The sequence below is a fragment of the Hyunsoonleella sp. 2307UL5-6 genome (assembly GCF_047345485.1).
Classification (GTDB): Bacteria; Bacteroidota; Bacteroidia; order Flavobacteriales; family Flavobacteriaceae; genus Jejuia.
Window position 1 is genome coordinate 45,211 of the sequence record NZ_JBLFEN010000008.1, and the last position, 23,973, is coordinate 69,183.

At 31.5% G+C, this 23,973-nt stretch carries 24 protein-coding genes; 15 read left to right on the forward strand and 9 right to left on the reverse strand.

Annotation, left to right across the window (positions count from 1 at the left end):
- The first annotated feature begins 1 nt into the window (after position 1).
- Together ACKGJY_RS13725 and rlmB are read left to right on the forward strand one after the other, a co-directional pair.
- Complete coding sequence (locus ACKGJY_RS13725) at positions 2-1,441, forward strand: SusD/RagB family nutrient-binding outer membrane lipoprotein (RefSeq protein WP_413974469.1); 1,440 nt, start codon at positions 2-4, stop codon at positions 1,439-1,441.
- A gap of 137 nt (positions 1,442-1,578) precedes the next feature.
- A complete protein-coding gene (rlmB, locus tag ACKGJY_RS13730) occupies positions 1,579-2,310 on the forward strand; it encodes a 23S rRNA (guanosine(2251)-2'-O)-methyltransferase RlmB (RefSeq protein WP_413974470.1) in 732 nt (243 codons plus the stop codon).
- A gap of 43 nt (positions 2,311-2,353) precedes the next feature.
- On the opposite strand, the gene ACKGJY_RS13735 is transcribed toward rlmB, so the two are convergent.
- The gene (locus ACKGJY_RS13735) at positions 2,354-3,088 is read right to left on the reverse strand and encodes a rhomboid family intramembrane serine protease (RefSeq protein WP_413974471.1); all 735 of its coding nucleotides are present in this window, start codon (positions 3,086-3,088) and stop codon (positions 2,354-2,356) included.
- A 185-nt stretch (positions 3,089-3,273) separates the two neighbouring features.
- Here ACKGJY_RS13735 and ACKGJY_RS13740 point away from each other — a divergent pair, with 185 nt between their 5' ends.
- On the forward strand, positions 3,274-4,551 hold the full coding sequence (locus ACKGJY_RS13740; protein WP_413974553.1) for a replication-associated recombination protein A: 1,278 nt from the start codon (positions 3,274-3,276) through the stop codon (positions 4,549-4,551).
- A 27-nt stretch (positions 4,552-4,578) separates the two neighbouring features.
- Here ACKGJY_RS13740 and ACKGJY_RS13745 read toward each other — a convergent pair whose 3' ends face one another.
- From ACKGJY_RS13745 to radC, 6 genes are read right to left on the reverse strand one after another with little or no spacing between them, the layout of a single operon-like run.
- Positions 4,579-5,442 (reverse strand): hypothetical protein, encoded by an 864-nt coding sequence (locus tag ACKGJY_RS13745; protein ID WP_413974472.1) that lies wholly within the window; start codon positions 5,440-5,442, stop codon positions 4,579-4,581.
- On the reverse strand, positions 5,432-6,850 hold the full coding sequence (locus ACKGJY_RS13750; protein WP_413974473.1) for a DUF5723 family protein: 1,419 nt from the start codon (positions 6,848-6,850) through the stop codon (positions 5,432-5,434). The genes ACKGJY_RS13745 and ACKGJY_RS13750 overlap by 11 nt, the downstream gene beginning before the upstream one ends.
- Positions 6,847-7,401: a hypothetical protein gene (locus ACKGJY_RS13755; RefSeq protein WP_413974474.1), complete on the reverse strand. Its 555-nt coding sequence runs from the start codon at positions 7,399-7,401 to the stop codon at positions 6,847-6,849. Before ACKGJY_RS13755 ends, ACKGJY_RS13750 begins: the two co-directional genes overlap by 4 nt.
- 34 nt (positions 7,402-7,435) lie before the next feature.
- Complete coding sequence (locus ACKGJY_RS13760; protein ID WP_413974475.1) at positions 7,436-8,128, reverse strand: YjjG family noncanonical pyrimidine nucleotidase; 693 nt, start codon at positions 8,126-8,128, stop codon at positions 7,436-7,438.
- Between the two features lie 2 nt (positions 8,129-8,130).
- Entirely contained in the window at positions 8,131-9,423 is a 1,293-nt protein-coding gene (locus tag ACKGJY_RS13765; protein WP_413974476.1) for a polysaccharide deacetylase family protein, read from the reverse strand.
- Between the two features lie 40 nt (positions 9,424-9,463).
- Positions 9,464-10,162, reverse strand: a complete 699-nt coding sequence (gene radC, locus ACKGJY_RS13770; protein WP_413974477.1) for a RadC family protein — start codon at positions 10,160-10,162, stop codon at positions 9,464-9,466.
- Positions 10,163-10,314: 152 nt separating this feature from the next.
- Here radC and ACKGJY_RS13775 point away from each other — a divergent pair, with 152 nt between their 5' ends.
- Positions 10,315-10,947: an MOSC domain-containing protein gene (locus ACKGJY_RS13775; RefSeq protein ID WP_413974478.1), complete on the forward strand. Its 633-nt coding sequence runs from the start codon at positions 10,315-10,317 to the stop codon at positions 10,945-10,947.
- 140 nt (positions 10,948-11,087) lie between these two features.
- Here ACKGJY_RS13775 and ACKGJY_RS13780 read toward each other — a convergent pair whose 3' ends face one another.
- Complete coding sequence (locus ACKGJY_RS13780; RefSeq protein ID WP_413974479.1) at positions 11,088-13,721, reverse strand: valine--tRNA ligase; 2,634 nt, start codon at positions 13,719-13,721, stop codon at positions 11,088-11,090.
- 173 nt (positions 13,722-13,894) lie between these two features.
- On the opposite strand from ACKGJY_RS13780, the gene ACKGJY_RS13785 reads away from it, so the two are divergent.
- The 5 genes from ACKGJY_RS13785 to ACKGJY_RS13805 all read left to right on the forward strand — a co-directional run bounded on the left by ACKGJY_RS13785 (position 13,895) and on the right by ACKGJY_RS13805 (position 18,114).
- Positions 13,895-14,320, forward strand: coding sequence for a DUF1573 domain-containing protein (locus ACKGJY_RS13785; RefSeq protein WP_413974480.1), 426 nt, complete (start codon positions 13,895-13,897; stop codon positions 14,318-14,320).
- Between the two features lie 199 nt (positions 14,321-14,519).
- The gene (locus tag ACKGJY_RS13790; protein WP_413974481.1) at positions 14,520-15,710 is read left to right on the forward strand and encodes a pyridoxal phosphate-dependent aminotransferase; all 1,191 of its coding nucleotides are present in this window, start codon (positions 14,520-14,522) and stop codon (positions 15,708-15,710) included.
- A complete protein-coding gene (gene murB, locus ACKGJY_RS13795) occupies positions 15,710-16,723 on the forward strand; it encodes a UDP-N-acetylmuramate dehydrogenase (RefSeq protein WP_413974482.1) in 1,014 nt (337 codons plus the stop codon). Before ACKGJY_RS13790 ends, murB begins: the two co-directional genes overlap by 1 nt.
- Positions 16,724-16,783: 60 nt before the next feature.
- Positions 16,784-17,317, forward strand: a complete 534-nt coding sequence (locus ACKGJY_RS13800; RefSeq protein WP_413974483.1) for an RNA polymerase sigma factor — start codon at positions 16,784-16,786, stop codon at positions 17,315-17,317.
- An 8-nt stretch (positions 17,318-17,325) separates the two neighbouring features.
- On the forward strand, positions 17,326-18,114 hold the full coding sequence (locus ACKGJY_RS13805) for an anti-sigma factor domain-containing protein (RefSeq protein WP_413974484.1): 789 nt from the start codon (positions 17,326-17,328) through the stop codon (positions 18,112-18,114).
- A gap of 94 nt (positions 18,115-18,208) precedes the next feature.
- Here ACKGJY_RS13805 and aqpZ read toward each other — a convergent pair whose 3' ends face one another.
- On the reverse strand, positions 18,209-18,895 hold the full coding sequence (aqpZ, locus tag ACKGJY_RS13810) for an aquaporin Z (protein ID WP_413974485.1): 687 nt from the start codon (positions 18,893-18,895) through the stop codon (positions 18,209-18,211).
- A 149-nt stretch (positions 18,896-19,044) separates the two neighbouring features.
- Here aqpZ and ACKGJY_RS13815 point away from each other — a divergent pair, with 149 nt between their 5' ends.
- From ACKGJY_RS13815 to lipA, 6 genes are read left to right on the forward strand one after another with little or no spacing between them, the layout of a single operon-like run.
- On the forward strand, positions 19,045-19,251 hold the full coding sequence (locus ACKGJY_RS13815) for a membrane or secreted protein (RefSeq protein WP_413974486.1): 207 nt from the start codon (positions 19,045-19,047) through the stop codon (positions 19,249-19,251).
- A gap of 3 nt (positions 19,252-19,254) precedes the next feature.
- Positions 19,255-20,370: a glycosyltransferase gene (locus ACKGJY_RS13820; RefSeq protein ID WP_413974487.1), complete on the forward strand. Its 1,116-nt coding sequence runs from the start codon at positions 19,255-19,257 to the stop codon at positions 20,368-20,370.
- The gene (locus ACKGJY_RS13825; RefSeq protein ID WP_413974488.1) at positions 20,361-20,906 is read left to right on the forward strand and encodes an RNA polymerase sigma factor; all 546 of its coding nucleotides are present in this window, start codon (positions 20,361-20,363) and stop codon (positions 20,904-20,906) included. Before ACKGJY_RS13820 ends, ACKGJY_RS13825 begins: the two co-directional genes overlap by 10 nt.
- 2 nt (positions 20,907-20,908) lie before the next feature.
- On the forward strand, positions 20,909-21,802 hold the full coding sequence (locus ACKGJY_RS13830) for a hypothetical protein (protein ID WP_413974489.1): 894 nt from the start codon (positions 20,909-20,911) through the stop codon (positions 21,800-21,802).
- Positions 21,792-23,039: an NRAMP family divalent metal transporter gene (locus ACKGJY_RS13835; protein WP_413974490.1), complete on the forward strand. Its 1,248-nt coding sequence runs from the start codon at positions 21,792-21,794 to the stop codon at positions 23,037-23,039. The genes ACKGJY_RS13830 and ACKGJY_RS13835 overlap by 11 nt, the downstream gene beginning before the upstream one ends.
- A 44-nt stretch (positions 23,040-23,083) precedes the next feature.
- Entirely contained in the window at positions 23,084-23,962 is an 879-nt protein-coding gene (gene lipA, locus ACKGJY_RS13840) for a lipoyl synthase (RefSeq protein WP_413974491.1), read from the forward strand.
- Positions 23,963-23,973 lie beyond the last annotated feature (11 nt).

The following is a 23,973-nucleotide window of genomic DNA, read 5'->3' on the forward strand; positions in this document are numbered from 1 at the left end:
AATGAAAAATATAAAATCCTTATACAAAACCACAATATTATTGTGTTTTGCCATCCTTTTAGTTGGTTGTGAAGACTCCATCGAAGGAATAAATACTGATCCCCTTGCTGCTACAAGCATAAGCGCAGAGTTATTAATGCCACAAGTTTTAGTTGCAGGATTATCAGCCAATAGAACTATTGAGCTAAATTCAATGAATATGCATTCTCAATCTTGGTCTGCAACAGTAGGTTTTGGTGTATTTGCAAACCCAGAGCGATATAATATTAGTGCTAATACCACTAACAATGTTTGGGTAGGTCAATACACAACTGCATTAAGAAATTTGCAACAAATGCGTGTATTAACCGAAACTAATAATCCTGAAGCACTAAATATTATTGGACAAGCCCAAGTGCTAGAAGCCTTTGCTTACTTAAATCTTACACAAATTTTTGGAGATATACCTTTTAGTGAAGCTATACAGGTGGCTGATTTTTCTAATCCAAATTTTGATAGTCAAGAAGATGTATTAAGAGGTTTACCGGCACTACTAGATCAAGCGTTACAAAATTTATCTAGTGATACAGGTATCATTGAATCTGCAGATTTAGTTTACGGTGGAGATAGAGCTTCATGGGTAAGATTTGCAAATTCATTAAAATTAAAGTGTTTAATGTTGATCGCAAATGTTGATGCTGCATCAGTACAAGCTGAAATTCAAAATACAGCGAACCAGCCTCTTATATTGGATGCTTCACAGGATGCAGTTTTAAACTATACAGCTGTCCCTGGTAATGAAAACCCAATTTGGAAAACTATTGACCAATTTGGTGGAGGTGTAAATACGTTTTGGGGTGGAGGGATTCCATTGATAGATATCATGAATGCAAACTCTGATCCTAGAAGAGCAACTTATTTTGATACTAATGAGGATGGTGACTATGTTGGTCAAGAACAAGGTGTTTTTAGTACAACAGGTGTTTCTACTATCAGTTTAAACATTATAAGACCAGAAATGCCAGACAGATATAGTACTGCTGCAGAAACCAACTTTTATTTAGCTGAAGCTGCACTATTAGGTTATATAAATGGTGATGCAAATGCATTTTATAGAGCTGGAATTACTGCATCTCTTGATTCTTATGATGGTGCTCCTGGTGCGATTTCAGAAGCAGATAAAGCTGCGTTTTTAGCTTCACCTAGAGGAACTATAAGTGGTGATAGTGAAGAAGATGCTTTATTAAAAATACATGAAGAAACATTCGTAGCTAACTTTACTAGAGCTATAGAATCTTGGACAGATTGGAGAAGAAATGACGTACCAACGATAACTTTACCTACAGGTGCAGTACTTACTGACTTTTTAAGAAGGTATCAAATTCCTCTTAGTGAAGTTACATCTAATGCCAATGCTCCTGCAGTTGAAGATTTGACGGAACCTATGTGGTTTGAAAATTAGAATCTTTTACAAATAATATATTTATAAGAACGAAAGGCTGTCTTAGTTAACTAAGACAGCCTTTTTTTATTCAGTAAAATATTTATATCATTAAAGATAATATATCTTTATATTTATTTATCAAATATTATTATTTTATGCAAACCCAAATATTCGGAATAAGAGCCATAATTGAGGCCATAAACTCTGAAGAAACTATTGATAAAGTGTTTTTACAAAAAGGACTTAAAGGAGAGCTTTTTACAGAATTAGAGTCTGTAATTAGAAAAAATTCTATTAACACCTCATATGTTCCTGTTGAGAAATTAAATAGGCTCACTAAAAAAAACCATCAAGGTGCAGTTGCACAAATATCTCCTATTGCATTTCACGATATAGAAACCTTGGTTTTAAATATTACTGAATCTGGTAAAACACCATTATTTTTACTTTTAGATCAGTTAAGTGATGTTCGTAATTTTGGTGCTATTATTAGAACTGCGGAGTGTACAGGTGTGAATGGTATAATAATACAAAAAAAAGGTGGTGCACCTGTAAATGGAGATACTATTAAAACTAGTGCTGGTGCTGTATTTAAAATTCCTATTTGTAAAGTAGACCATATTAAAGATGCTGTGTTTTATATGCAGGCCTCTGGCATAAAAGTAATAGCTGCAACCGAAAAAACGAATAATACACTCTATAATATTTCTTTTAAGGAGCCTTGTGCTATTATTATGGGTTCTGAAGGTCGTGGTATTAATCCATCTACATTAAAAGTTGTAGATGAGAAAGCTAAACTACCTTTACTTGGAGATATTGAATCTTTAAATGTTTCTGTAGCATGTGGCGCTTTTTTGTATGAAGTAGTGAGACAACGGCTTAAATAAGCTCTATTATAATAAGTCTATTTGGATTTAAAGACTATTGTTATTAGGTATTTTTCTCTTTATCACTTTTAAAGGTATAATTAATTTTTATACTCTCTTCCTCTACTTCGGGTTCTAAAGTTTCAATAAAGTTACCGTTTTCATCAAAATGTTTTAAGAATGGATCGTCATCTTCATTAAAATTTTCTTGTTCCCACATATATTTTTTAGGTTTTGCAATTTGTTTTCTAAATACTAATGCAAATACTAATCCTGTTATTAGCCCTGATAAGTGTCCTTCCCATGAGATGCCTTTTTCTATGGGCAATGTATACCAAATCATGCTTCCATATAAAAACACTACGAGTAAAGACAATGCAATAAGCCTGTAATGTTTAGCAAACACGCCTTTAAAAAACGTAAAGCTTACGAGTACATAAACTAATCCGCTTGCTCCAATATGATAAGATGGCCTACCAATACACCAGGTTAAAAATCCTGATACTAAAATACCCCATAAAAGCACGCGCCACGCAAGAGGTTTATAGAAATAAAATAATGCTGATGATAATACAAAAAGAGGAATACTATTATGGTATAAATGCTGTATATCTCCATGTAAAAAGGGACTAAAAACTACACCTCGTAATCCTAAAAAAGTTTGCGGATAGACGCCATATTTTGATAACTTAAACCCAAACCTTACTTCGAACCAAAATACTAACCAGATGATTAATACGAATAAAATAGGGTAAGCTATAACTCCCGTTGAGTATTCAAAATGTTTGTTTTGTGCCATTGTACTAAATATAGCAAATAGTTAACCATATTTGGATGATGTGCTAAAATGGCAGATAGGTGCGTGAGGGATTGAGCGATTGTTGAAGCTCCTCGAAGAGAGCGACTCGTGAAAGCCCGACCCAGATTTTTATCTGGGGCACGCCCAAAACTAAAATAAAATCTATTAATTTTACACTGATGAATATAAATATACCTTTAGCCGAACGATTACGGCCAAAACGCTTGGTAGACTATGTGAGCCAAACGCATTTAGTGGGTGAGCATGGTGCATTGTCTCAGCAATTGAAACATGGACTGATTGCTTCTATGATATTTTGGGGACCGCCAGGGACAGGAAAAACAACGCTTGCTAATATTATTGCTTCTGAATCTGAAAGACCGTTTTACACATTAAGTGCCATAAATTCTGGTGTTAAAGATGTTAGAGAAGTAATTGATAAGGCTAAACAAAGTGGTGGTTTGTTTACAACTAAAAACCCAATTTTGTTTATTGATGAAATACATAGATTTAGTAAATCTCAACAAGATTCGTTATTACAAGCGGTAGAAAAAGGATGGATAACTTTGATTGGGGCTACTACTGAAAACCCAAGTTTTGAGGTCATACCTGCATTATTGTCGCGTTGCCAAGTATATGTTTTAAATGCATTTTCTAAAAGTGATTTAGAAACGCTGCTTAAGCGTGCGATTGAAAACGATATTGTTATCTCTAAAAAGGATATTATACTTAAAGAAACAGATGCTTTGTTACGACTTTCGGGTGGTGATGCTAGAAAATTACTTAATATTTTTGAGCTTATTGTAAATTCTAGTAATGCTGATAAGGTTACTATTACCGATGCTTTTGTTTTAGATAATGTACAAAACAATACGGCACGATATGACAAAACTGGAGAACAGCATTATGATATAATTTCGGCGTTTATAAAATCGATTAGGGGAAGTGACCCCAATGGTGCCGTGTATTGGCTTGCTAGAATGATTGAAGGTGGTGAGGATGTGAAATTTATAGCACGTAGACTTTTAATTTCGGCTAGTGAAGATATTGGTAATGCTAACCCGACAGCGTTAGTAATTGCAAATAATGCTTTTCAAGCAGTTTCTGCCATTGGGTTTCCAGAATCTCGTATTATTTTAAGTCAATGTGCTACGTATTTAGCATGTTCTCCAAAAAGCAACGCAGCTTATAAAGCAATAGGTGAAGCACAACAACTGGTAAAAGATACTGGTGATTTATCTGTACCATTAGAAATAAGAAATGCCCCTACTAAATTAATGAAAGAACTTGGTTATGGAGAAAACTACAAGTATGCCCATAACTATGAAAATAATTTTGCACAACAGGAGTTTTTACCTGACGAAATAAAGGGAACTAAACTTTACGAACCTAGTAATAATGCTCGTGAAAATGCACAACGAGAGTTTTTAAAACAGCGTTGGAAAGATAAGTATAACTATTAGTGGCTAATGGCTCTAATGGCTGAAAAACTAGAACTTTATATTTAACTTTTCTACTAGTATTGTATGTTGTGTGTGATGCTCCAGAAACCAGATATCATTACTTTTGTATATGATAGCGGATTTATCTTCAACTAAAAACACATTTTTCACTCCTGTATTTTTAATTTTATAAATCACTTTTGGCGAACTATCTACTAATTGAAACCCATTATCTATTTCTTGGGCATATAAAATAATAGATGTTGATTGTTTTAAAGTTGTACTAGATTCTTTAATTTTATTTTCTGAAGATACAACCTTGGTTGTTTCTTTTACCCCAACTACTTTTTCGTTAGCTTTTGTAGTTTCTTTTTTAAGAGTCTTTATTTCTTGCTTTAATTTTTCGATCTCTTGTTGTGTTTGGACTTTTGCCTCGTCTACAACTACTGCTGATTGAGATGACACTAGGCTTTGCTCTGGTTCGTACTTGTAATTTAAGGCTTTAAAAGAATCGAATGCAGCCCTTAATGCTTTATTGTAAGCTACTTTAAACTCTTTTTCTCTACTTTCACCTGTTTTAGAGGAGTATACTACTTTATCGTTACAATCTTTTAAAACAACATTTAGTTTTGTTTTAAACATTCCTGACCCTTTTATAACGTTAGAGCGTAACGCTAAACACCTATCTAATTTAAGATCTCTAGGATATTCTGTACCTTCAAATAATGCTGTAAAACCATATTTATTAAACAGGTATTGTGATAATTCATTTAACCGGTGTTGATTCTCTTCTTTAAGGAAGTCGTATTTTTTTGGCACCAAAACATACTTATAGTTATTAAGATTATTTTGAGCAAAATTATTAGCAATTGCAAATAATACTAGTATTAACGTAAAATATTTAATTTTCATTTTTAAAAATATAATTTAATCCTAATTGTAAAGATACATGTTGTGAGTCATATACGTTTTGATATGATAATAAATTATCGGCCATAGCATATATATTCAACCCCCATAAGTTACTAGAAACACCAAATCCTATGTTACTGTAAGTATATGAGTCTATAGTATAAGTTGCTTTAACACTCAGGCCATTAAAAACTCTTCTGTAATAATATGCAGTTAGTGCACTTTGTATACCTCTAGGACGTTTTATCATAAATAATTGCGCGCCAACCCTATTTAAATAATCACCTTCATCTGCTAAACAATCACAATCTTTTAACTTTTTCTTCCCAAAAGCATAATTTAAAGACGTATTGAGTTTTACGGGTCTCCACACTGTGTACTTAGTTTGCGTGGTATCTATTTCAAAAAGATCTTCAAATTCTTCCTCTATTTCGCTCCAAAAATCATCTGCCGACTCGTTATCTTGTGATTCTGGAAATAGCGGGTCTATGCCTTCAAAGGTAAACTCATCTTTTAACTCGTAGTTTTCTATATTTTTGGAGTGTCGTACAAAACCTAAATCTAATACACTGGCATCCCAGTATAATTGCTTATTTATTTGTTTAGTAAAACCAACATCAAGACCTAGTCCTAAATTTTCTCCAAATAATAAGCGTTTTCTTATTGTTTTAATATCTTCAGTAAAATCATCATTCTCATCGTTAATCAAATTGGCTACTCCTGAAGATCTCAGTGCTAAATCTAAATTAAAAATATGATTATAGGTATTGTTTTCCCCTTCAACTGTAGTAAATGCACCTCTGTTGTTTGTTGAATTTATGTTAAAAACACTAGAGTAAATTTTTCCTCTAACTCCAAAATTGAATTTTTCATTTACTTTTTTATTATAACCTAAATGTAGTACTGTAAGCACATCTACGTTGAGGTTTAAATGGTCTAATTTAAAAGGCCTACCTATATTTGATTGATTTCCTTCTAGTGCTAAAACAACGTAATCTTTTGGGAAATAACTGATAAAATCGAACTCTTGGTAGAGGCCAAAACTTATATACTCGTTTTTTTGATATGATGGACCAAAAGCAAAACCTCCAGAGAATATTTCAAGTTGTTGTGTTATTGTAGTAAAATCATTTGCATCTAATCTATTTACGGCTTCTCTAAATTTCAAATTAAAGTTTCTACCGTCATTTACAAAAAAATCAAAAACTGACACGTTAGAAGAACCAGCATTTAAATGCATATGAGATACTAATGGTATACCAAAATACCCCATGTTATTAATTTGTCCTCCAGGGTTTAATAATAATGCTTGTGGCGTTTCTGTAAACCCATATAATATTTGTTTGTTTTGTGCATAACCAATTCCCGATATAAGCATTAATACTAGTAAAATTTTTTTCAATATCATCCGCCTATATTTAAATGAAACACTCCTATAGAATGCACTTCGATTTCCCCAGGTGTATCGGTTGTAATTGGTTCTCCTGGTAACATTCTGAGTGTGAAATTTAAGATTGATGATTGTTTAATTCTTACTAAGGCTTCATCTTCAAAAACTTCGGTATGCGTATTAGCAATAACACTATTATTAGGAGAAGCGTCTGCACTAATAGTAAATGTTTCAAGAAGGTCTCCGTTTGTATCTAAAAAATCTAATTGTAATTCGTAAGCCCTATTAATGGAATTTTCTATATCTAATACAAACTCAAGTTTAATAAGATTATTATTAATAAAACTGTTATTAAAAATATCTATTTGAACAAAATCTGAAACCTCACTCTGCTCTGTGCCTCCTGTAAAAAATTCGCTAGCTTCTGCATTAAAAAAGAAAATACTAGATTCTACAACAGGCTCTAGAAGTAAATCATCCAATTGATTAAAATCTACAGGTTTTGTACATGCTATAAATAACATCAAAAATGAAAGGACACTTAAGTAATTGAGTTTAACTATTTTCATTGATTTAAAACGTTACAATTTGGCTTGGTATTGTTTATAATATATTTTTTAACTGAGTTAGGTGCGACACTTTATTTACACTATCTACAGTAAAAGACTGCTTAGGATCATAAAAAATAGCTTGCATCCCAACGTTTAAGGCACCTTCAATATCAGCTTCATAACTATCCCCAATCATTACCGTGTTTTCAACCTCAACTTTGGCAAGATTTAAAGCGTAATTAAATATTATAGGATTGGGCTTTTTAACACCTGCCAACTCAGAATTTGTAATGGTTTGAAAATACTTTAGTATGTTTGATTTGTTAAGTTTACTGTGTTGTACCTCATTAAAACCATTAGTGATAATGTGAAGTCTATATTTGTTTTTTAAATAATTTAAAGTGTCTATAGCGCCATCTAATAAATAATTAAACGATGCTAAGTGCAGTATATAATCATCAGACAATTTATTGATCTGTTCTTTTTCTAGAGTTACACCTAGGGCTTTAAATGTATCATTCAATCTTGAAAATCTTAAGTTTTCTTTACTTATTTTTTCTTCTCTATATAATTTCCAATATTGAAAATTTATAGGCGAATATTTTTTTATAAAAGTTGCTAAATCAACATCTATTTTATTAATTCTAAAAATTTTTTCAAAAGCAAGTCCAGAGTTTTTTTCAAAATCCCATAATGTGTGGTCTAAATCAAAAAAAACATCAGTAATAGTATTATATGTATTCATTTTTATTTTGAGGCTAAAATGATATTAAATAATTCTTTAAATCCATTCCATCTTGATGCGTTACTAAATGTGTAATTATGAAACACAGGTACAAATTGCCCATTTACGTGCTTTATTTCGTTAATTATGGTGTTTAATACTTTTTTCTTATCTAATAATGATGACTGTTTTAATAATGCAAAATCCATCATATGAAATGGGCAAATTTTTAACGGTGTTTGCACTTCATAATCTAAATCATAAAATAAAAAGGGAGTGCAAGATCCTGCTCTAAAACCTATATGGTTTATGTAGCCCATTGTAAAATCTTCATTAATTTCCAAGTCAACCAAGTTTCTATAAGATTCAGGTAAGTTTAATTTTGAAAATGAATATCTAGACGCAGTTAATGATGTATTTATGACATCCTCCATTTGTCTTTTTTCTTTTTTTAAAGTTTCTATATTGTTCACTGAAAAATATGATGCTTTTAGGCCTACATGACAATAATCTGCTAGGTGTTTTATAAGTGAAACATATTTACGTTTATTGATATTTATACCTTTATCAAATGTAGAATAGGAGCCAATAAAAAAAAATATTAAAAATTTAAATTGAGATTGTTTTTGTTTATTTATGATATATTTAAAGGTATCGAAAGGATCGTGTTTTAAACCAAATAAAACTGCATATCTGGTATACAGGCCTTTAAATCTAAATCTAAAAAAATCTTTAACGGTACCTCCTAACGATCGCATAATCCCTTTAAGTTTATAATTATAGGGGCTAGGAACATCTATAATTGGTGTTATGCTATATTGTTTTTTTGGAAATGTAAAATCTGGAAACTGTAATTGTAATGCAGCTTTAAACTTATAGGCCCAAATATCTACAACAGGTTGCTGTAAAAACCCATGTTTATAGCCTAAACTTTCTGTTGCTAAAAATCTACCATATTTATCTTTACGATGTGGTAAGTATTCCTCATATCTTGATAACATATAAAACGAAGCTGCAAAAATATCAAATGGTATTGCGCTTTTATCGCCATTAAAAAAAAAGCATTTTGTGTTTTCCCATTGTTGTACAGTAATTTCTATATCCATGAGACCTTGCTCAAACAAAATAGCATTGCTTTTTATAAAAAACTCGTTACCTAATTGTTGTTTTGTGTACGACATTTTAAGGCTATCGTGCGCAATAAAATCTTCAATTTTAGTGGTAAAATTAACTTTTACTCCCAAAACACGTGTACAAATATGTTTAAATACATATTTTAATCGTGGTGCTATTTTATGGGTATAAACAAGTAACATTATAATTAATTTGTAAAATAAAGCATTAAATTTTTAGTTTTTAAAGCAGCGCTTCGTCTGCAAAACTAAAATAGGCTTTTTCGGTTATTATTAAGTGATCTAAAACTTTAATATCTAAACTTTGTGCAGCAATCTTTAGTTTTTGGGTAATTTGTTTATCTGCTTCACTAGGTTTTAATGTTCCAGATGGATGATTATGCACTAAAATTAATCCTGTTGCACCAACTTCTAATGCATTTTTAAGCACTATCCTAACATCAACTAAAGTACCAGTAATACCACCTTTACTTAACTGATGCTTTTGTATCACCTTATTAGAATTATTTAAATAAATAATCCAAAATTCCTCATGCTCTAGTTCGCCTATTATGGGTTGCATGAGCTCGAAAACTGATGTACTAGATGTAATTTTACTTTTCTCTAAAGCCTCCTCTCCTCTACGACGCCTTCCCAATTCTAAAGCAGCAATTATTGTTATAGCCTTAGCTTCTCCAATACCCTTAAACGTCATAAGTTGTTTTATAGAAAGTTTACCAAGAGCACTTAAATTATTATCTACGCTTGCTAGAATACGTTTACAAAGTGCTACAGCACTTTCCTCTCGATTTCCAGATCCTATTAGTATTGCTACTAGTTCTGCATCACTCAATGCTGATTTACCCTTGTATAGTAATTTTTCTCGGGGTTGATCGTCTTGACTCCAGTTTTTAATTGAAAAAGAAGATGGTTTTTCTTTCATTGGCTAAATATAAATATTGTAATTATAAAAACATATGAAATAAAGTTGCAATGCTTTAAATATAGATAAACCAATTGAAAGGCATTGTGTTTTAATATTATTAACACATAATTTTTACTACTTTTAAACAAGCACATTAATATATATTAGTTATGTACATAGAATCCACTAATATTTCTAAACCTAAAACGATACTGTGGAAGGATAAAGAAATTAATACTGGTATTTACAAAACACCAACTCATAAAGCTATTTACTTAAGTAAAACCGGTATTGTTAATGACTATGTTGCAGACACGAAAGTACATGGAGGCATTTACAAAGCATGTTATTTATTTTCCTCAAATCAGTATCCATATTGGGAAAATATATATCCAAATTTAAAATGGCATTGGGGCATGTTTGGTGAGAACTTAACTGTGAATGGTATGGATGAAAAGCTGATTATGGTTGGTGATATTTATAGAATTGGTGATGCAGTAGTACAGGTAACTCAGCCACGTGAACCCTGTTTTAAATTTGGCTTTAAATTTGGAAACCAAAATATTATTACACAATTTATAAATCATGGTTTTTCTGGCACTTATGTTCGTGTTTTAGAAGAAGGCTTAATACATGTTAAAGACAATGTAGAACTTATTGACCGTTTAGAAAAAACACTTAGCGTAGCCCAACTATATGCTATAATTTTCTCTAAAATTAATAACAGAAAACTACTTGAAATTGCTGTAACGTTAGATACTATACCTTTTGAAAAAAGAGAGCAATTAAGACGAATGATTTGAAATTTTATTATTGTATGGGTTAGTCCGAAGGCAAATATAAATACAAAAAGAAGGTGTGATATGGTTAATAGTCGGAACAAAAAAACATCCAACAATTAGACATACCAAAAAGAAGCTTTTTTAGTATTGTTTATTAATTTTTAACTTAAACTAGATAAACTTGACTTTATAGTTTCAATTTTAGCCAATGCATCAGCTTCTTTTTTCTTCTCACTCGCTACTACTTGCTCTGGTGCATTATTTACAAAACGTTCGTTAGATAATTTTTTCTGCACAGATTTTAAAAAACCCTCAGTATATTTTAGCTCTTCTTTTAGCTTTTCAATTTCAGCTTCAACATCAATGGCACCTGCCATTGGTATAAAATATTCATTAGATTTTACGCGGTATGTTAGAGCACCATCAACAGCTTCATTGATATAATTAATGTCTTCTAAATTTCCAAGCTTAGCTATTATTGTATCAAAAGTATTGTTAGTATTTTCATTATTAATTACAGAAAAAGGAATGGCATCTTTAAAGGCAATATTTTTTTGTTTTCTAATGTTTCTGATACCCGATATAACTTCTGAAGCAAATTCAAACTCTGTAATTAATGTTGCATTTACCGCTTTAGCTTGTGGCCACTTAGCGACAATTAATGCTTCATCTGGGGTTCTTTTAGAAATATAATGCCATAAATCTTCAGTTAAAAAAGGCATAAACGGATGCACTATTTTCAGATTATCTTCAAAAATTGATATGATAGCCTTGTAGGAAACAGCGTCTATTGGTTTTTGATATGCTGGCTTTACAATTTCTAGCATCCATCCGCAGAAATCATCATAAATTAATTTATAAATTGCCATTAACGCATCACTTAGGCGATATTTACTAAAATGGTCTTCAATTTCAATCAAAGCTTTTTGAAATTTAGATGTATACCATTCAATAGCAATTTTACTAGATGTTGGCTGTTGTATAGTAGCGTCTATCTCCCAACCATCAACTAAGCGATATGCATTCCATATTTTATTACCAAATTGTTTTCCTTGTTGGCATAATGCTTCATCAAACATTAAATCATTACCCGCAGCAGAACTTAGTAACAAGCCTACACGAACACCATCTGCACTGTATTGTTCAATTAATTTAAGAGCGTCAGGAGAGTTACCTAAAGACTTACTCATCTTTCTACGTTGCTTATCTCTTACTAAACCTGTTAGATATACATTTTCAAAAGGTTTTTCATCTTTATATTCATAGCCTGCAATAATCATACGTGCTACCCAAAAGAATAGTATATCTGGGCCTGTTACCAAATCGTTAGTTGGATAGTAATACTTTATTTCATCATTTTCGGGATTTCTAATGCCATCAAAAACCGACATAGGCCATAACCAAGAAGAAAACCAAGTATCTAAAGCATCCGTTTCTTGACGCAAGTCGCTTAAGGATAACGTATTGTTTTTTGTTTTAATTCTTGCCAATTCAACTGCAGCATTAACATCTTCAGCAACTACAAAATCATCTTTTCCATCTCCATAATAAAATGCTGGTATTTGTTGGCCCCATAATAGTTGACGAGAAATATTCCAATCACGAATATTCTCCATCCAGTGGCGGTATGTATTTTCAAACTTCTTTGGAAATAATTTTATATCGTTATCATGTAATACTGATTTAATGGCAGGTTTTACTAAATCTTCCATTTTCAAAAACCATTGGTCGCTAAGGCGAGGCTCTATAACAGCTTTTGTTCTTTCTGATGTCCCTACTTTATTTATATGAGTTTCAGTTTTAACCAAAACACCTAAAGCATCAAGAGCTTTTGCTACTGATGTTCTAGCAATAAAACGATCCTGTCCTTCAAATTGTAAACCATAACTATTTAAAGATGCATCTTCATTAAAAATATCTATAACTTCTAAGTTGTGTTTATCGCCTAAAGTTTTATCGTTTTCATCATGGGCTGGCGTTACTTTTAGGCAACCTGTACCAAACTCTAAATCAACATATTCGTCTTCAATTATTGGCACCACACGATTACAAATAGGCACAATTGCTTTTTTTCCTTTTAAATGCTTAAAACGCTCATCGTTTGGGTTTATACATATAGCGGTGTCACCAAAAATAGTTTCAGGTCTTGTTGTTGCAATTGTTAAAACATCATCACTACCCACAATTTTATAATTGATGTAGTACAAATTACCCTGACGTTCTTCATGAACCACTTCTTCATCAGATAAGGTAGTTTTAGCTTCAGGATCCCAATTTACCATACGGTAACCACGATAAATAAGACCTTTGCTATATAAGTCTACAAAAACCTTAATTACGGCTTCTGACATATCGTCATCCATAGTAAACTTAGTCCGATCCCAATCGCAAGAGCAACCTAATTTTTTTAGTTGTTCTAAAATCACACCTCCATATTCATGCGTCCACTCCCAAGCATGCTTTAAAAACTCATCACGTGATAAATCGTTTTTATCTATACCTTGTTCCTTTAATTTAGCTACTACTTTGGCCTCTGTAGCAATTGATGCATGGTCTGTTCCAGGTACCCAACATGCATTTTTACCTTGTAATCTTGCACGACGAATTAATACATCTTGAATAGTGTTGTTTAACATATGCCCCATGTGCAATACCCCCGTTACGTTTGGTGGCGGGATTACTATGGTGTAAGGCTCTCTGCTATCTGGTGTTGAATGAAAATAATTATGTGTCATCCAGTAGTCATACCACTTGCTTTCTACCTTATTTGCATCGTATTTTGATGGGATTTGCATACTTTGGAACAGTTTTTGAATTTTGATTCGCAAAAGTACTTATATTTCTTTTCCTGTGAAAGTTGATGATAAAATGCAATATGTTAAGATTACTGTAATTCATCTATTATTTTTGCAGGTTGTGGAAAAAGTACCTATGTTTGAATTAAATAATAACCATTAATTACAAAAAGATGAAACATTTATTTACAATTTTATTTGTAGGGTTACTTAGTTTCTCGCTTAATGCGCAAGAAAAAATTGCTAAAATTGAGTTTAAAGATACTACTATAGATTATGGTACTATTGAAAAAGGCTCTAACGGTGTAAGAACATTTGAATTTACCAATACTGGTGAGGCTCCATTAATTATAACGAAAGTAAGCTCTAGTTGTGGATGTACTATTCCTAAAAAACCAGATGGCCCAATAATGCCCGGTAAAACTGGAGTAATTGAAGTTAAGTATGACACTAATAGAGTTAACCCTATTAGAAAAACAATAACAGTAATGTCTAATGCAGATACACCTACAGTAGCATTAAAAATTAAAGGTTTAGTAATAGACCCTTCTAAAAACAACGTTTTAGAGAAAAAAAGCAAAAGCGTTATTGAGCAATAAAACAATAATTGGCTTATATATAATAAAAAACCTAGACGAATTGTCTGGGTTTTTTTGTAAAATATCTACACAGTTAAAATCAACTATTAGAAGCTTTTAGCTTATAAATAAAACAGGAATTACTATTTAATAAATTCCCTTTATTTTTTAAAATAAGTCTAAGATAATTTTTGCAACTTTGCGCACTAATATTAGTTTAATGCCAACAATATCAGAAAAAGGGCTAAATATGCCCGAATCACCAATTAGAAAACTAGTACCTTATGCAGAAAATGCAGAAGCTGAAGGTAAGTTTGTTTACTATCTTAATATAGGACAGCCTGATATAAAAACACCAGAAGTTGCTTTAAACGCAGTAAAAAATAATACTATAGAGGTATTATCTTATTCGCGGTCTGAAGGGTCTGACACCTACAGAAAAAAAATTGCAAACTACTACAACTATCACAACATAAAAGTAGACTTAAACGATATAATTGTGACTACTGGAGCTAGTGAAGCTATTGCTTTTATCTTTGGAAGTATTATGGATCCTGATGATGAAGTTATTATCTGCGAACCATTTTACGCTAATTATATTGCTTTTGCAACTGCTGCAAGTGTAAAGGTAAAACCTATAATTTCTAAAATTGAAGATAACTTTGCGCTGCCATCAATAGCTGAGTTTGAAAAATTGATTACCAATCGTACCAAAGCCATAATGATATGTAATCCTGGTAACCCAACAGGGTATCTTTATTCAAAAGAAGAAATTAAACAATTGGCTGCAATAGTTAAAAAGCATGACTTATTTTTAATTTCTGATGAAGTATATCGAGAGTTTACTTATGATGGGTATTCACATCATTCTATACTAGAATTAGAGGGTATGGATGAACATACTATTATGATTGATTCCGTATCAAAACGCTACAGTATGTGTGGTGCAAGAATTGGATGTTTAGTTACACGAAACGAGGTAATTAGGCACACTGTTTTAAAATTTGCTCAAGCACGGTTAAGTCCGCCTACATATGCACAAATAGCTAGTGAGGCTGCTTTAAGCACTCCCCAGAGTTATTTTGAAGATATTAAAAACGAATATATAGAACGTAGAGATACTTTAATAGCCGAATTGCATAAGATAGATGGTATTAGAGTAGCAATACCTAAAGGTGCTTTTTATTGTATTGTAGAACTCCCTGTAATAGATGCAGACCACTTTGCACAATGGCTATTAGAATCCTTTAGTTTTGAAAACGAAACAGTTATGGTAGCTCCTGCTAGTGGTTTTTATTCCACAAAAGGTTTAGGAAAAAACCAAATTAGAATTGCTTACGTATTACATAAACAACATTTAATTAAAGCTGTAACTATTTTAAAAAACGCGCTAAAAGTTTATACTAATTAATGCATGTAGCAGAAAACATATCCCTAAAAGATTATAATACTTTTGGTATTGATGTAAACGCAAAATACTTTGTTTCAGTCTCCAGTATTAACGAGTTAAAACAAGTATTAAGCCTAAAAGAACACCCAAAAAAATTACTTTTAGGTGGTGGTAGTAATATGCTACTTACGCAAAACCAAGATAAATTAGTTATTCATGTTAATCTTAAGGGAATTACTGTAGAAGATGAAACCAGTGATTATGTTTTAGTAAAAGCTAATGCTGGCGAAAATTGGCACGAATTTGTGTTATGGTGTTTAGCAAATAACTTTGGAGGTATCGAAAATTTATCCCTGATACCAGGAAATGTAGGTACGGCTCCAATACAAAACATTGGTGCTTATGGTGTTGAGTTAAAAGATACGTTTGTAGCATGTGATACTATAAATATAGAAACTCTAGACATCAAATCGTTTCGTAAAGCCGATTGTAATTTTGGATACAGAAATTCTATTTTTAAAAACGAAGTAAGCGGCCAATATATAATTACATCGGTAACTTTTCGGCTAACTAAAAGAAACCATCTGCTTCAAATGAAGTATGGCGCTATAACTTCAGAATTAGAAGCTCAAAATATAGTTACTCCAACAATTCAAGATATTTCAAAAGCAATAATAGCTATAAGAGAACGTAAATTACCAAACCCAAAAGAGATAGGTAATAGTGGTAGTTTTTTTAAAAATCCTGTAATTTCTTTAACTAAATTTAAAAGTCTTCAAGAAAATTTTGAGGATATACCCAGTTACTCAATTTCAGAAACTAAAGTAAAAGTGCCTGCCGGTTGGCTTATTGAAAAAGCTGGCTTTAAAGGCAAGCGTTTTGGAAATCATGGCGTACACGAAAATCAAGCACTAGTGTTAGTAAATTATGGTGGTGCAACAGGTGCTGATGTATTAAAACTATCAGAATTAATTCAAAAAACAGTTTTAAGATTATTTGATATTACAATTGAAGCAGAAGTAAACATTTTATAGTTTAAATAAATTTTTAACTTTGACGTTAATGAAATTAAACTTCAACTAAACCAACACATATTGATTTCAAACATAGAAAAAGAAATAGTTAACTTACTTCAAAATAGCGACAAAAAAGCTATTTCTCTGCTCTATGAAAATTATGCCGATGCACTTTACGGTGTAATACGAAAGATAATTACAGATGAAGATATAGCACAAGACGTACTTCAAGAAACGTTTATAAAAATTTGGAGGTACGCTAAAAAATATGATGCCTCTAAAGCAAAGTTATTTACTTGGTTGTATAGAATAGCGTATAATACAGCTATTGATAAAACTAGGTCTTTAAAAAATAAAACGGCGAAAGAAGTCCAAATCGATACATCTAGCGTATATAAAATAACCACTAATGCTTTAAATCAAGATGTTTTGGATATAAAAAAGCATTTAGGAAGTTTGGAAGAAAAATATCAAATAGTAATAAATGCATTGTTTTTTGAGGGTATGACCCAACAAGAAGCAAGTGATGAGTTAGATATCCCATTGGGAACTATTAAATCGAGATTAAAAATTGGATTGAGAGAATTGAAAAAAATCTACGATCCGCAATAAACCAAGTCATGAATGAGAAAATAACTACTTTTTTAAATTCAGACCTTTTAGATAAATATCTAATGGGCACCACAACTGTTGCTGAAACGGAACATGTTGAAACCTACATATCAAAATATACAGAAGTACAGAATGCCTATAATACGTTACAAAACAATTTAGAAATTGTTGCTAAAAGTAATGCTATTGAAGCTCCAAAACACATTTTAAATAATGTGCTTAATGAGTTTAATGATGCTCCGGTTATAGCATTGTCAAAACGTGCTAGGTATAAAAAATGGTATAAGCTAAGTGTTGCTGCAAGTGTTGCTGCAATTACATTTGCCGCTTCTACATATTTATTTTATAATCAAAATCAAAAACTTAGTCAAGAAAATCAGGTAGTTGTTGATGAAATATTTGATTTAAGAAGCGATATTGAAATGAATAATAAAAAACTAGATGCCGTTATGGAGCAGTTTAAGCGATTAAATGATCCAGAGACCTACAAGTATATTATGAAAGGAAACGAACGTGCTAGAAACTTAAAGACTGTTGCCTATATCAATCCAAAGGAAAAAACATCTATGATTGATGTGGTATCGCTTCCGCAATTACCAGAAGAAAAATGTTATCAAATTTGGGCAGATTTACAAGGTAGGATGGTAAGTTTAGGGATTTTAAGTGAGACAGACAGACAACTTAAAAGAATACCTTTTACTGAAAATGCAAGAGGTCTCAATATTACTATAGAGCCTAAAGGTGGTAATACTATAGCATCTTTAGAGAATACTGTAGCAGAAATTAGCCTGCAATAAATAGTTGCAAAATATTAAAATTAAAAAAGCCTCTTTCTAAAACAGAAGAGGCTTTTTACTTGCTATTAACAACTCTTATTACAGGTCATTATCATTATTCCTTATTAAAAAATGCTTTATGTATTAATCCGGCAACTATTGCTCCTGCAATAGGTGCTAACCAAAACAACCATAATTGAGCAGTAAAATCGGCTCCAGCAAAAATAGCTTGACTTGTAGATCTTGCAGGGTTTACAGATGTATTTGAAATTGGAATACTTATTAAATGTATAAGCGTTAAGGCTAAACCTATAGCTATACCAGCAAATCCTTTTGGTGCTTTTGGGTACGTACTTCCTAAAATGATTAAAAGGAAAAACATGGTAAGTACAAACTCTGCCACTAGTACAGAAACCATACTATAACCACCAGGAGACAATTCTCCGTAACCGTTTGCCGCAAAACCACCAATACCTGTAAAATCAGATTTGCCAGATATTATAAGATATAAAACACCGGCAGCTGCGATTGCTCCAATAAGTTGAGCAATAATGTAACCTAAAAGATGTTTACCTTCAAATTTTCCACCGGCCCACAATCCTAAAGAAACTGCAGGATTAAAATGCGCTCCTGATACATGCCCTACAGCGTAAGCCATGGTTAATACTGTTAGACCAAAGGCAAGCGATACGCCTAAAAGACCAATACCCACTTCTGGAAAAGCAGCAGCAAAAATTGCACTACCACATCCTCCAAAAACAAGCCAAAATGTTCCAAAAAATTCAGCTAATAATTTTTTCATAATATATTATAGTTTTATTGGTTAGAAATGAAAATATAATTCATTAATAATGAGACACATAAAAAATTAATAAGTCACAAAAAATAATTATAGGTATAGTTTAATAGAGGTTTTTTGTAAAACCGTTATCTTTGTGTAAAATTTTTTTAATGAAACTTCTTCTTATTACTATACTACTTCTAGGACTAGGTATTGCAGGTATAGCCATTAAAATTTGGGCCAAAAAAGATGGTAAATTTGCTGGCACTTGTGCAAGCCAAAACCCTATGTTAAATAAAAATGGGGAGGCTTGTGGTTTTTGCGGAAAATCTCCTGACCAATTTGGTGATTGTGATGAACCGCAACATACCAAATAATTCATGCTTATTCTTGATATTATACTCTACGTATTTGCAGTAGTTGTTTTAATTCAAGTCTTTTTTTATTTATACGTCTTTGGCAAGTTTGCATTTTACAAACCAACAAATAATAACAAATCGCCTAACACTCCTGTTTCTGTTATTATTTGTGCTAAAAATGAAACTGAAAATCTAAAAGCATTTATACCTTATGTAATTAATCAAGAATATCAAAATTTTGAAATTGTATTAATTAATGACTTTTCTAGTGATGATACTTTAGAGGTTATGGAGGAGTTTGCGCTAATTAATCAAAATATTAAAATTGTAAATGTAGAACCTGTGGAAGCGTTTTGGGGAAATAAAAAATACCCATTAACTCTTGGTATTAAAGCTGCTAAACATAATATAGTGTTATTTACTGATGCCGATTGTAAGCCTATTTCAAAATATTGGATTAAAGAAATGATTTCAAAATTTAACTCTGAAACGTCAATTGTTTTAGGTTATGGTGCTTATACAAAAGTTAAAAACTCATTATTAAATAAACTTATTAGGTTTGAAACATTAACCGCAGCAATATCGTATTTTTCACTTGCTAATTTAGGAATGCCTTATATGGGTGTTGGTAGAAATTTAGCATATACAAAGACAAAGTTTTTTGAAGTTAATGGATTTACAAAACACATGAATATTCGCTCTGGCGATGACGACTTATTTGTAAATGCAGCTGCTACAAATAGTAATACTCAAATTAGTATAGCTAAAGAAAGCTTTACGACATCTATTGCTAAAACCTCATTAAAATCGTGGTTTGTACAAAAACGAAGACACGTTTCAACTGCAAAGCACTACAGGTTAAATCATAAAATTATTCTTGGTTTATCGTATATATCTAATTTACTATTTTGGGTGTTAGCTATATTACTTGTAATACTTTGGCACTTTCCAATGGCAATCCTATCTTTAATTTTATTAAGAATGATATTTGTGTATTTTATATATGGAAAATCTGCAAAAAAACTTAACGAAAAAGATCTTATTATACTTTTACCTTTTCTAGAAATCTTTCTAATTGTTTCTCAATTAGCTATATTTATATCAAATATTATTTCAAAACCCAAATATTGGAAATAAAGGAAGCTATCTCTCGTGCTAAAAATAATGACCAAAAGGCCTTTAATTTTTTACTGGACCGCTATTGGGATGATGTGTATGGTTTTCAACTAAAGCGTATTCAAAACGAAAACGATACTGAAGACATCACCATTCAAACATTTTCTAGAGCTTTTGATAGAATAGAAACTTTTGATGAAAACTATACTTTTAAAACATGGCTAATTACCATTTCAAAAAACATACATATTGATATTATTAGAAAAGAAAAGAACTCTATAAAACATGCTATTTCAAAAGATGATGGTAGAGCTTTTCAAATATTAGACGAGTCTCCTACTGTAGAAGACAAGCTAATTACAGAGCAAAACTTAGCTAATTTACTTCGCGATATCAAAAAACTAAAACCGCATTACCAAAAAGTAATTAATTTAAGATACTTTCAAGAGTTAAGCTATAAAGAGATTTCTAAAGAATTAGATGAACCCATCAACAATGTAAAAGTAAAACTATTAAGGGCTAAAAAATTACTTGCAGAAGTTATTAAAAATAAATAGCCATGGATAATTCATCACTAAATTATTATAAAGAATCTGGAGTAGCACAACCAATTAATATTGGGCTTACTTTGGCATGTGCTTTCGCTACACTATTGTGCATTAGTTATTTTTACAGTTTAATTATAAATTTTATTCCTATTGTTTATTTAAACTTTCTCATCGTTATTCTATATGGTTATATAGTTTCTTATACAAGTAGAATATTTAATACAATTTTTAAAATTAGAAATCGTAATACATCAATTACCATTACATGTATTATAGCTGTTTTTGCTGTGTATTTTCAATGGGTAAGTTATTTATATATTATTTCGATGGAAGATTTTAATCCATCCTTGATTTTTAAAGAATTTGGTTATTTTTTTAATATTTTTTTTAGACCAGATTTGGTTGTTTTAGAAATGATAGAGATAAATAAAATTGGGCTTTGGTCTTTATATGGCGTATCTTATATTAATGGGTTACCACTTTGGTTGGTATGGTTTGCCGAGGCAGCAATAATAATATATGTTGCTATCAAAAGTTTTTCAAGTTTTGAAATTATTCCGTTTTCAGAAAAAGATAACACATGGTTTAAAAAAGAGTTTATAGATTTTGATTTTGAACGTATTACATTTAAAAATAAATTTTTAGAAGCGTTTATATTACATCCATCTAAAGCTATATTAGATTTACACAGAGGCGATGGCCTTAGGCACTCAAAAATTAGTATTTTTAGTTCAGAAACAGAAAGCAAGAGCATTATTACTATAGATAATATTATCATTACTAAAAGTGGTAAAGGAAGTAAAGATGTGTCATCAGTACTCAAACATTGCTACATTGATAATATACATCTAAGTAAATTAAGAGCACAATTTAGGACAAAAAAAGCATCAATCTTTGATTACTAAATTAAAAAATCTTGGACCAGGGTTATTATTTGCAGGTGCGGCAATTGGTGTATCTCATTTAGTACAATCTACAAGAGCAGGTGCCGATTTTGGCTTAGGCCTAATTTGGGCACTAATTTTAGTAACACTTTTTAAATATCCGTTTTTTCAATATGGCCCTCGCTATGCAGCTGCCACCGGAGAGAGCCTTTTACATGGTTATAAAAAACTAGGAAGAGGAACACTTATAGCTTATTATATATTAACACTAGGCACCATGTTTGTAATACAAATGGCTGTTACTATCGTTACAGCTGGTATAGCGTCTTCTCTCTTTTATAAATTTAAAACAATCACAATAGGCGTATTATCTATAGATAGTGTACAGTTATGGTCTATAATTATTTTATGTATTTGTGTATTATTACTATTACTTGGAAAGTATAAGTTACTAGATAATCTTATAAAAATCATTATTGTTACGCTAACTATAAGTACAATTGTAGCAGTATTTATGGCTTTAATAAATAATAAAATACCATTAACAATAGTACAGGTTTTACCAAAAAATAGTTTAGAAATTTCCTTCTTAATAGCATTTATGGGTTGGATGCCTGGTCCTTTAGATATTTCAGTGTGGCACTCATTATGGACTTTAGAGAAACAAAATACTCAAAATAATTTTTCAACAAAACGGGCGATTTTTGACTTTAACATAGGCTACATCGGTACTATTATTTTAGGTGTTTGCTTTGTGCTTTTAGGTGCATTAGTAATGTTTAATAGCGGTGAAACTTTTAGCAAATCAGCAAGTGTTTTTGCAGGCCAGTTAATACACATGTATACAACTAGTTTAGGTAATTGGGCATACATTATTATTGGTATTGCTGCTTTTACAACTATGTTTAGCACTACCTTAACAACACTAGATGCTTCACCAAGAGCTATGAACAAAACCACAGAATTACTTTTAAATAAAAATTACAAATACGGTTATATATTCTGGATTATTTTGCTTTGCTTAGGAACCGTATATATATTTTTATTTTTAGGATCAGAAATGGGCTTACTCATTAAAATTGCTACTATCCTATCTTTTATAACTGCTCCTTTTTATGCTATTATTAATTACATACTTATTTCTGGAAAACATACACCAAAAATATGGAGACCGTCTAAAATACTTCATATTTTAAGTAAGTTAGGAATCTTGTTTTTGCTAGGGTTTAGTATTTGGTATCTTACCACCCTCTATTAGCCCTTTTATAGAATACTTTGTATCTTTGCAATTCATTTTTTGCTATGGAAAAAGATACAATTTCTAACATATTACCAGAACGACAAGCAAAACCTAAATGGTTACGTGTTAAGTTACCAACTGGAAAAAAATACACAGAATTAAGAGGTTTAGTTGATAAATACAAACTTAATACTATTTGCACCTCTGGAAGCTGCCCTAATATGGGAGAATGCTGGGGAGAAGGTACTGCTACATTTATGATTTTAGGAAATATCTGCACCCGCTCATGTGGGTTTTGTGGTGTAAAAACTGGCAGACCAGAAACCGTAGATTGGGACGAACCTGAAAAAGTAGCACGCTCTATAAAAATTATGGGTATTAAACACGCAGTTTTAACTAGTGTAGATAGAGATGATTTAAAAGACATGGGAAGTATTATGTGGGCAGAAACGGTTAATGCCGTGAGAAGAATGAACCCTAACACTACTTTAGAAACACTTATTCCAGATTTTCAAGGTATTGAAAAACATATCGATAGAATAATCAGTGTAGCGCCAGAAGTTGTGTCTCATAATATTGAAACCGTAAGAAGGTTGACACGTGAAGTTCGTATTCAAGCTAAATACGATAAAAGTATGGGAGTTTTAAAATACTTAAAACAGCAAGGACAAAGACGAACTAAGTCTGGAATAATGTTAGGTTTAGGTGAAGCCAGAGAGGAAGTTATAGAGACGCTACATGATTTAAGAGCTAATGATGTTGATGTGGTAACAATTGGCCAATACCTACAACCAAGTAAAAAACACTTACCTGTTAAGCGTTTTATAAATCCAGATGAATTTGATGAATACAAACAAATAGGTTTAGATTTAGGATTTAGGCATGTTGAAAGTAGTGCACTTGTTCGGTCATCTTACAAAGCTCAAAAGCATATCAATTAATTAAATATGCA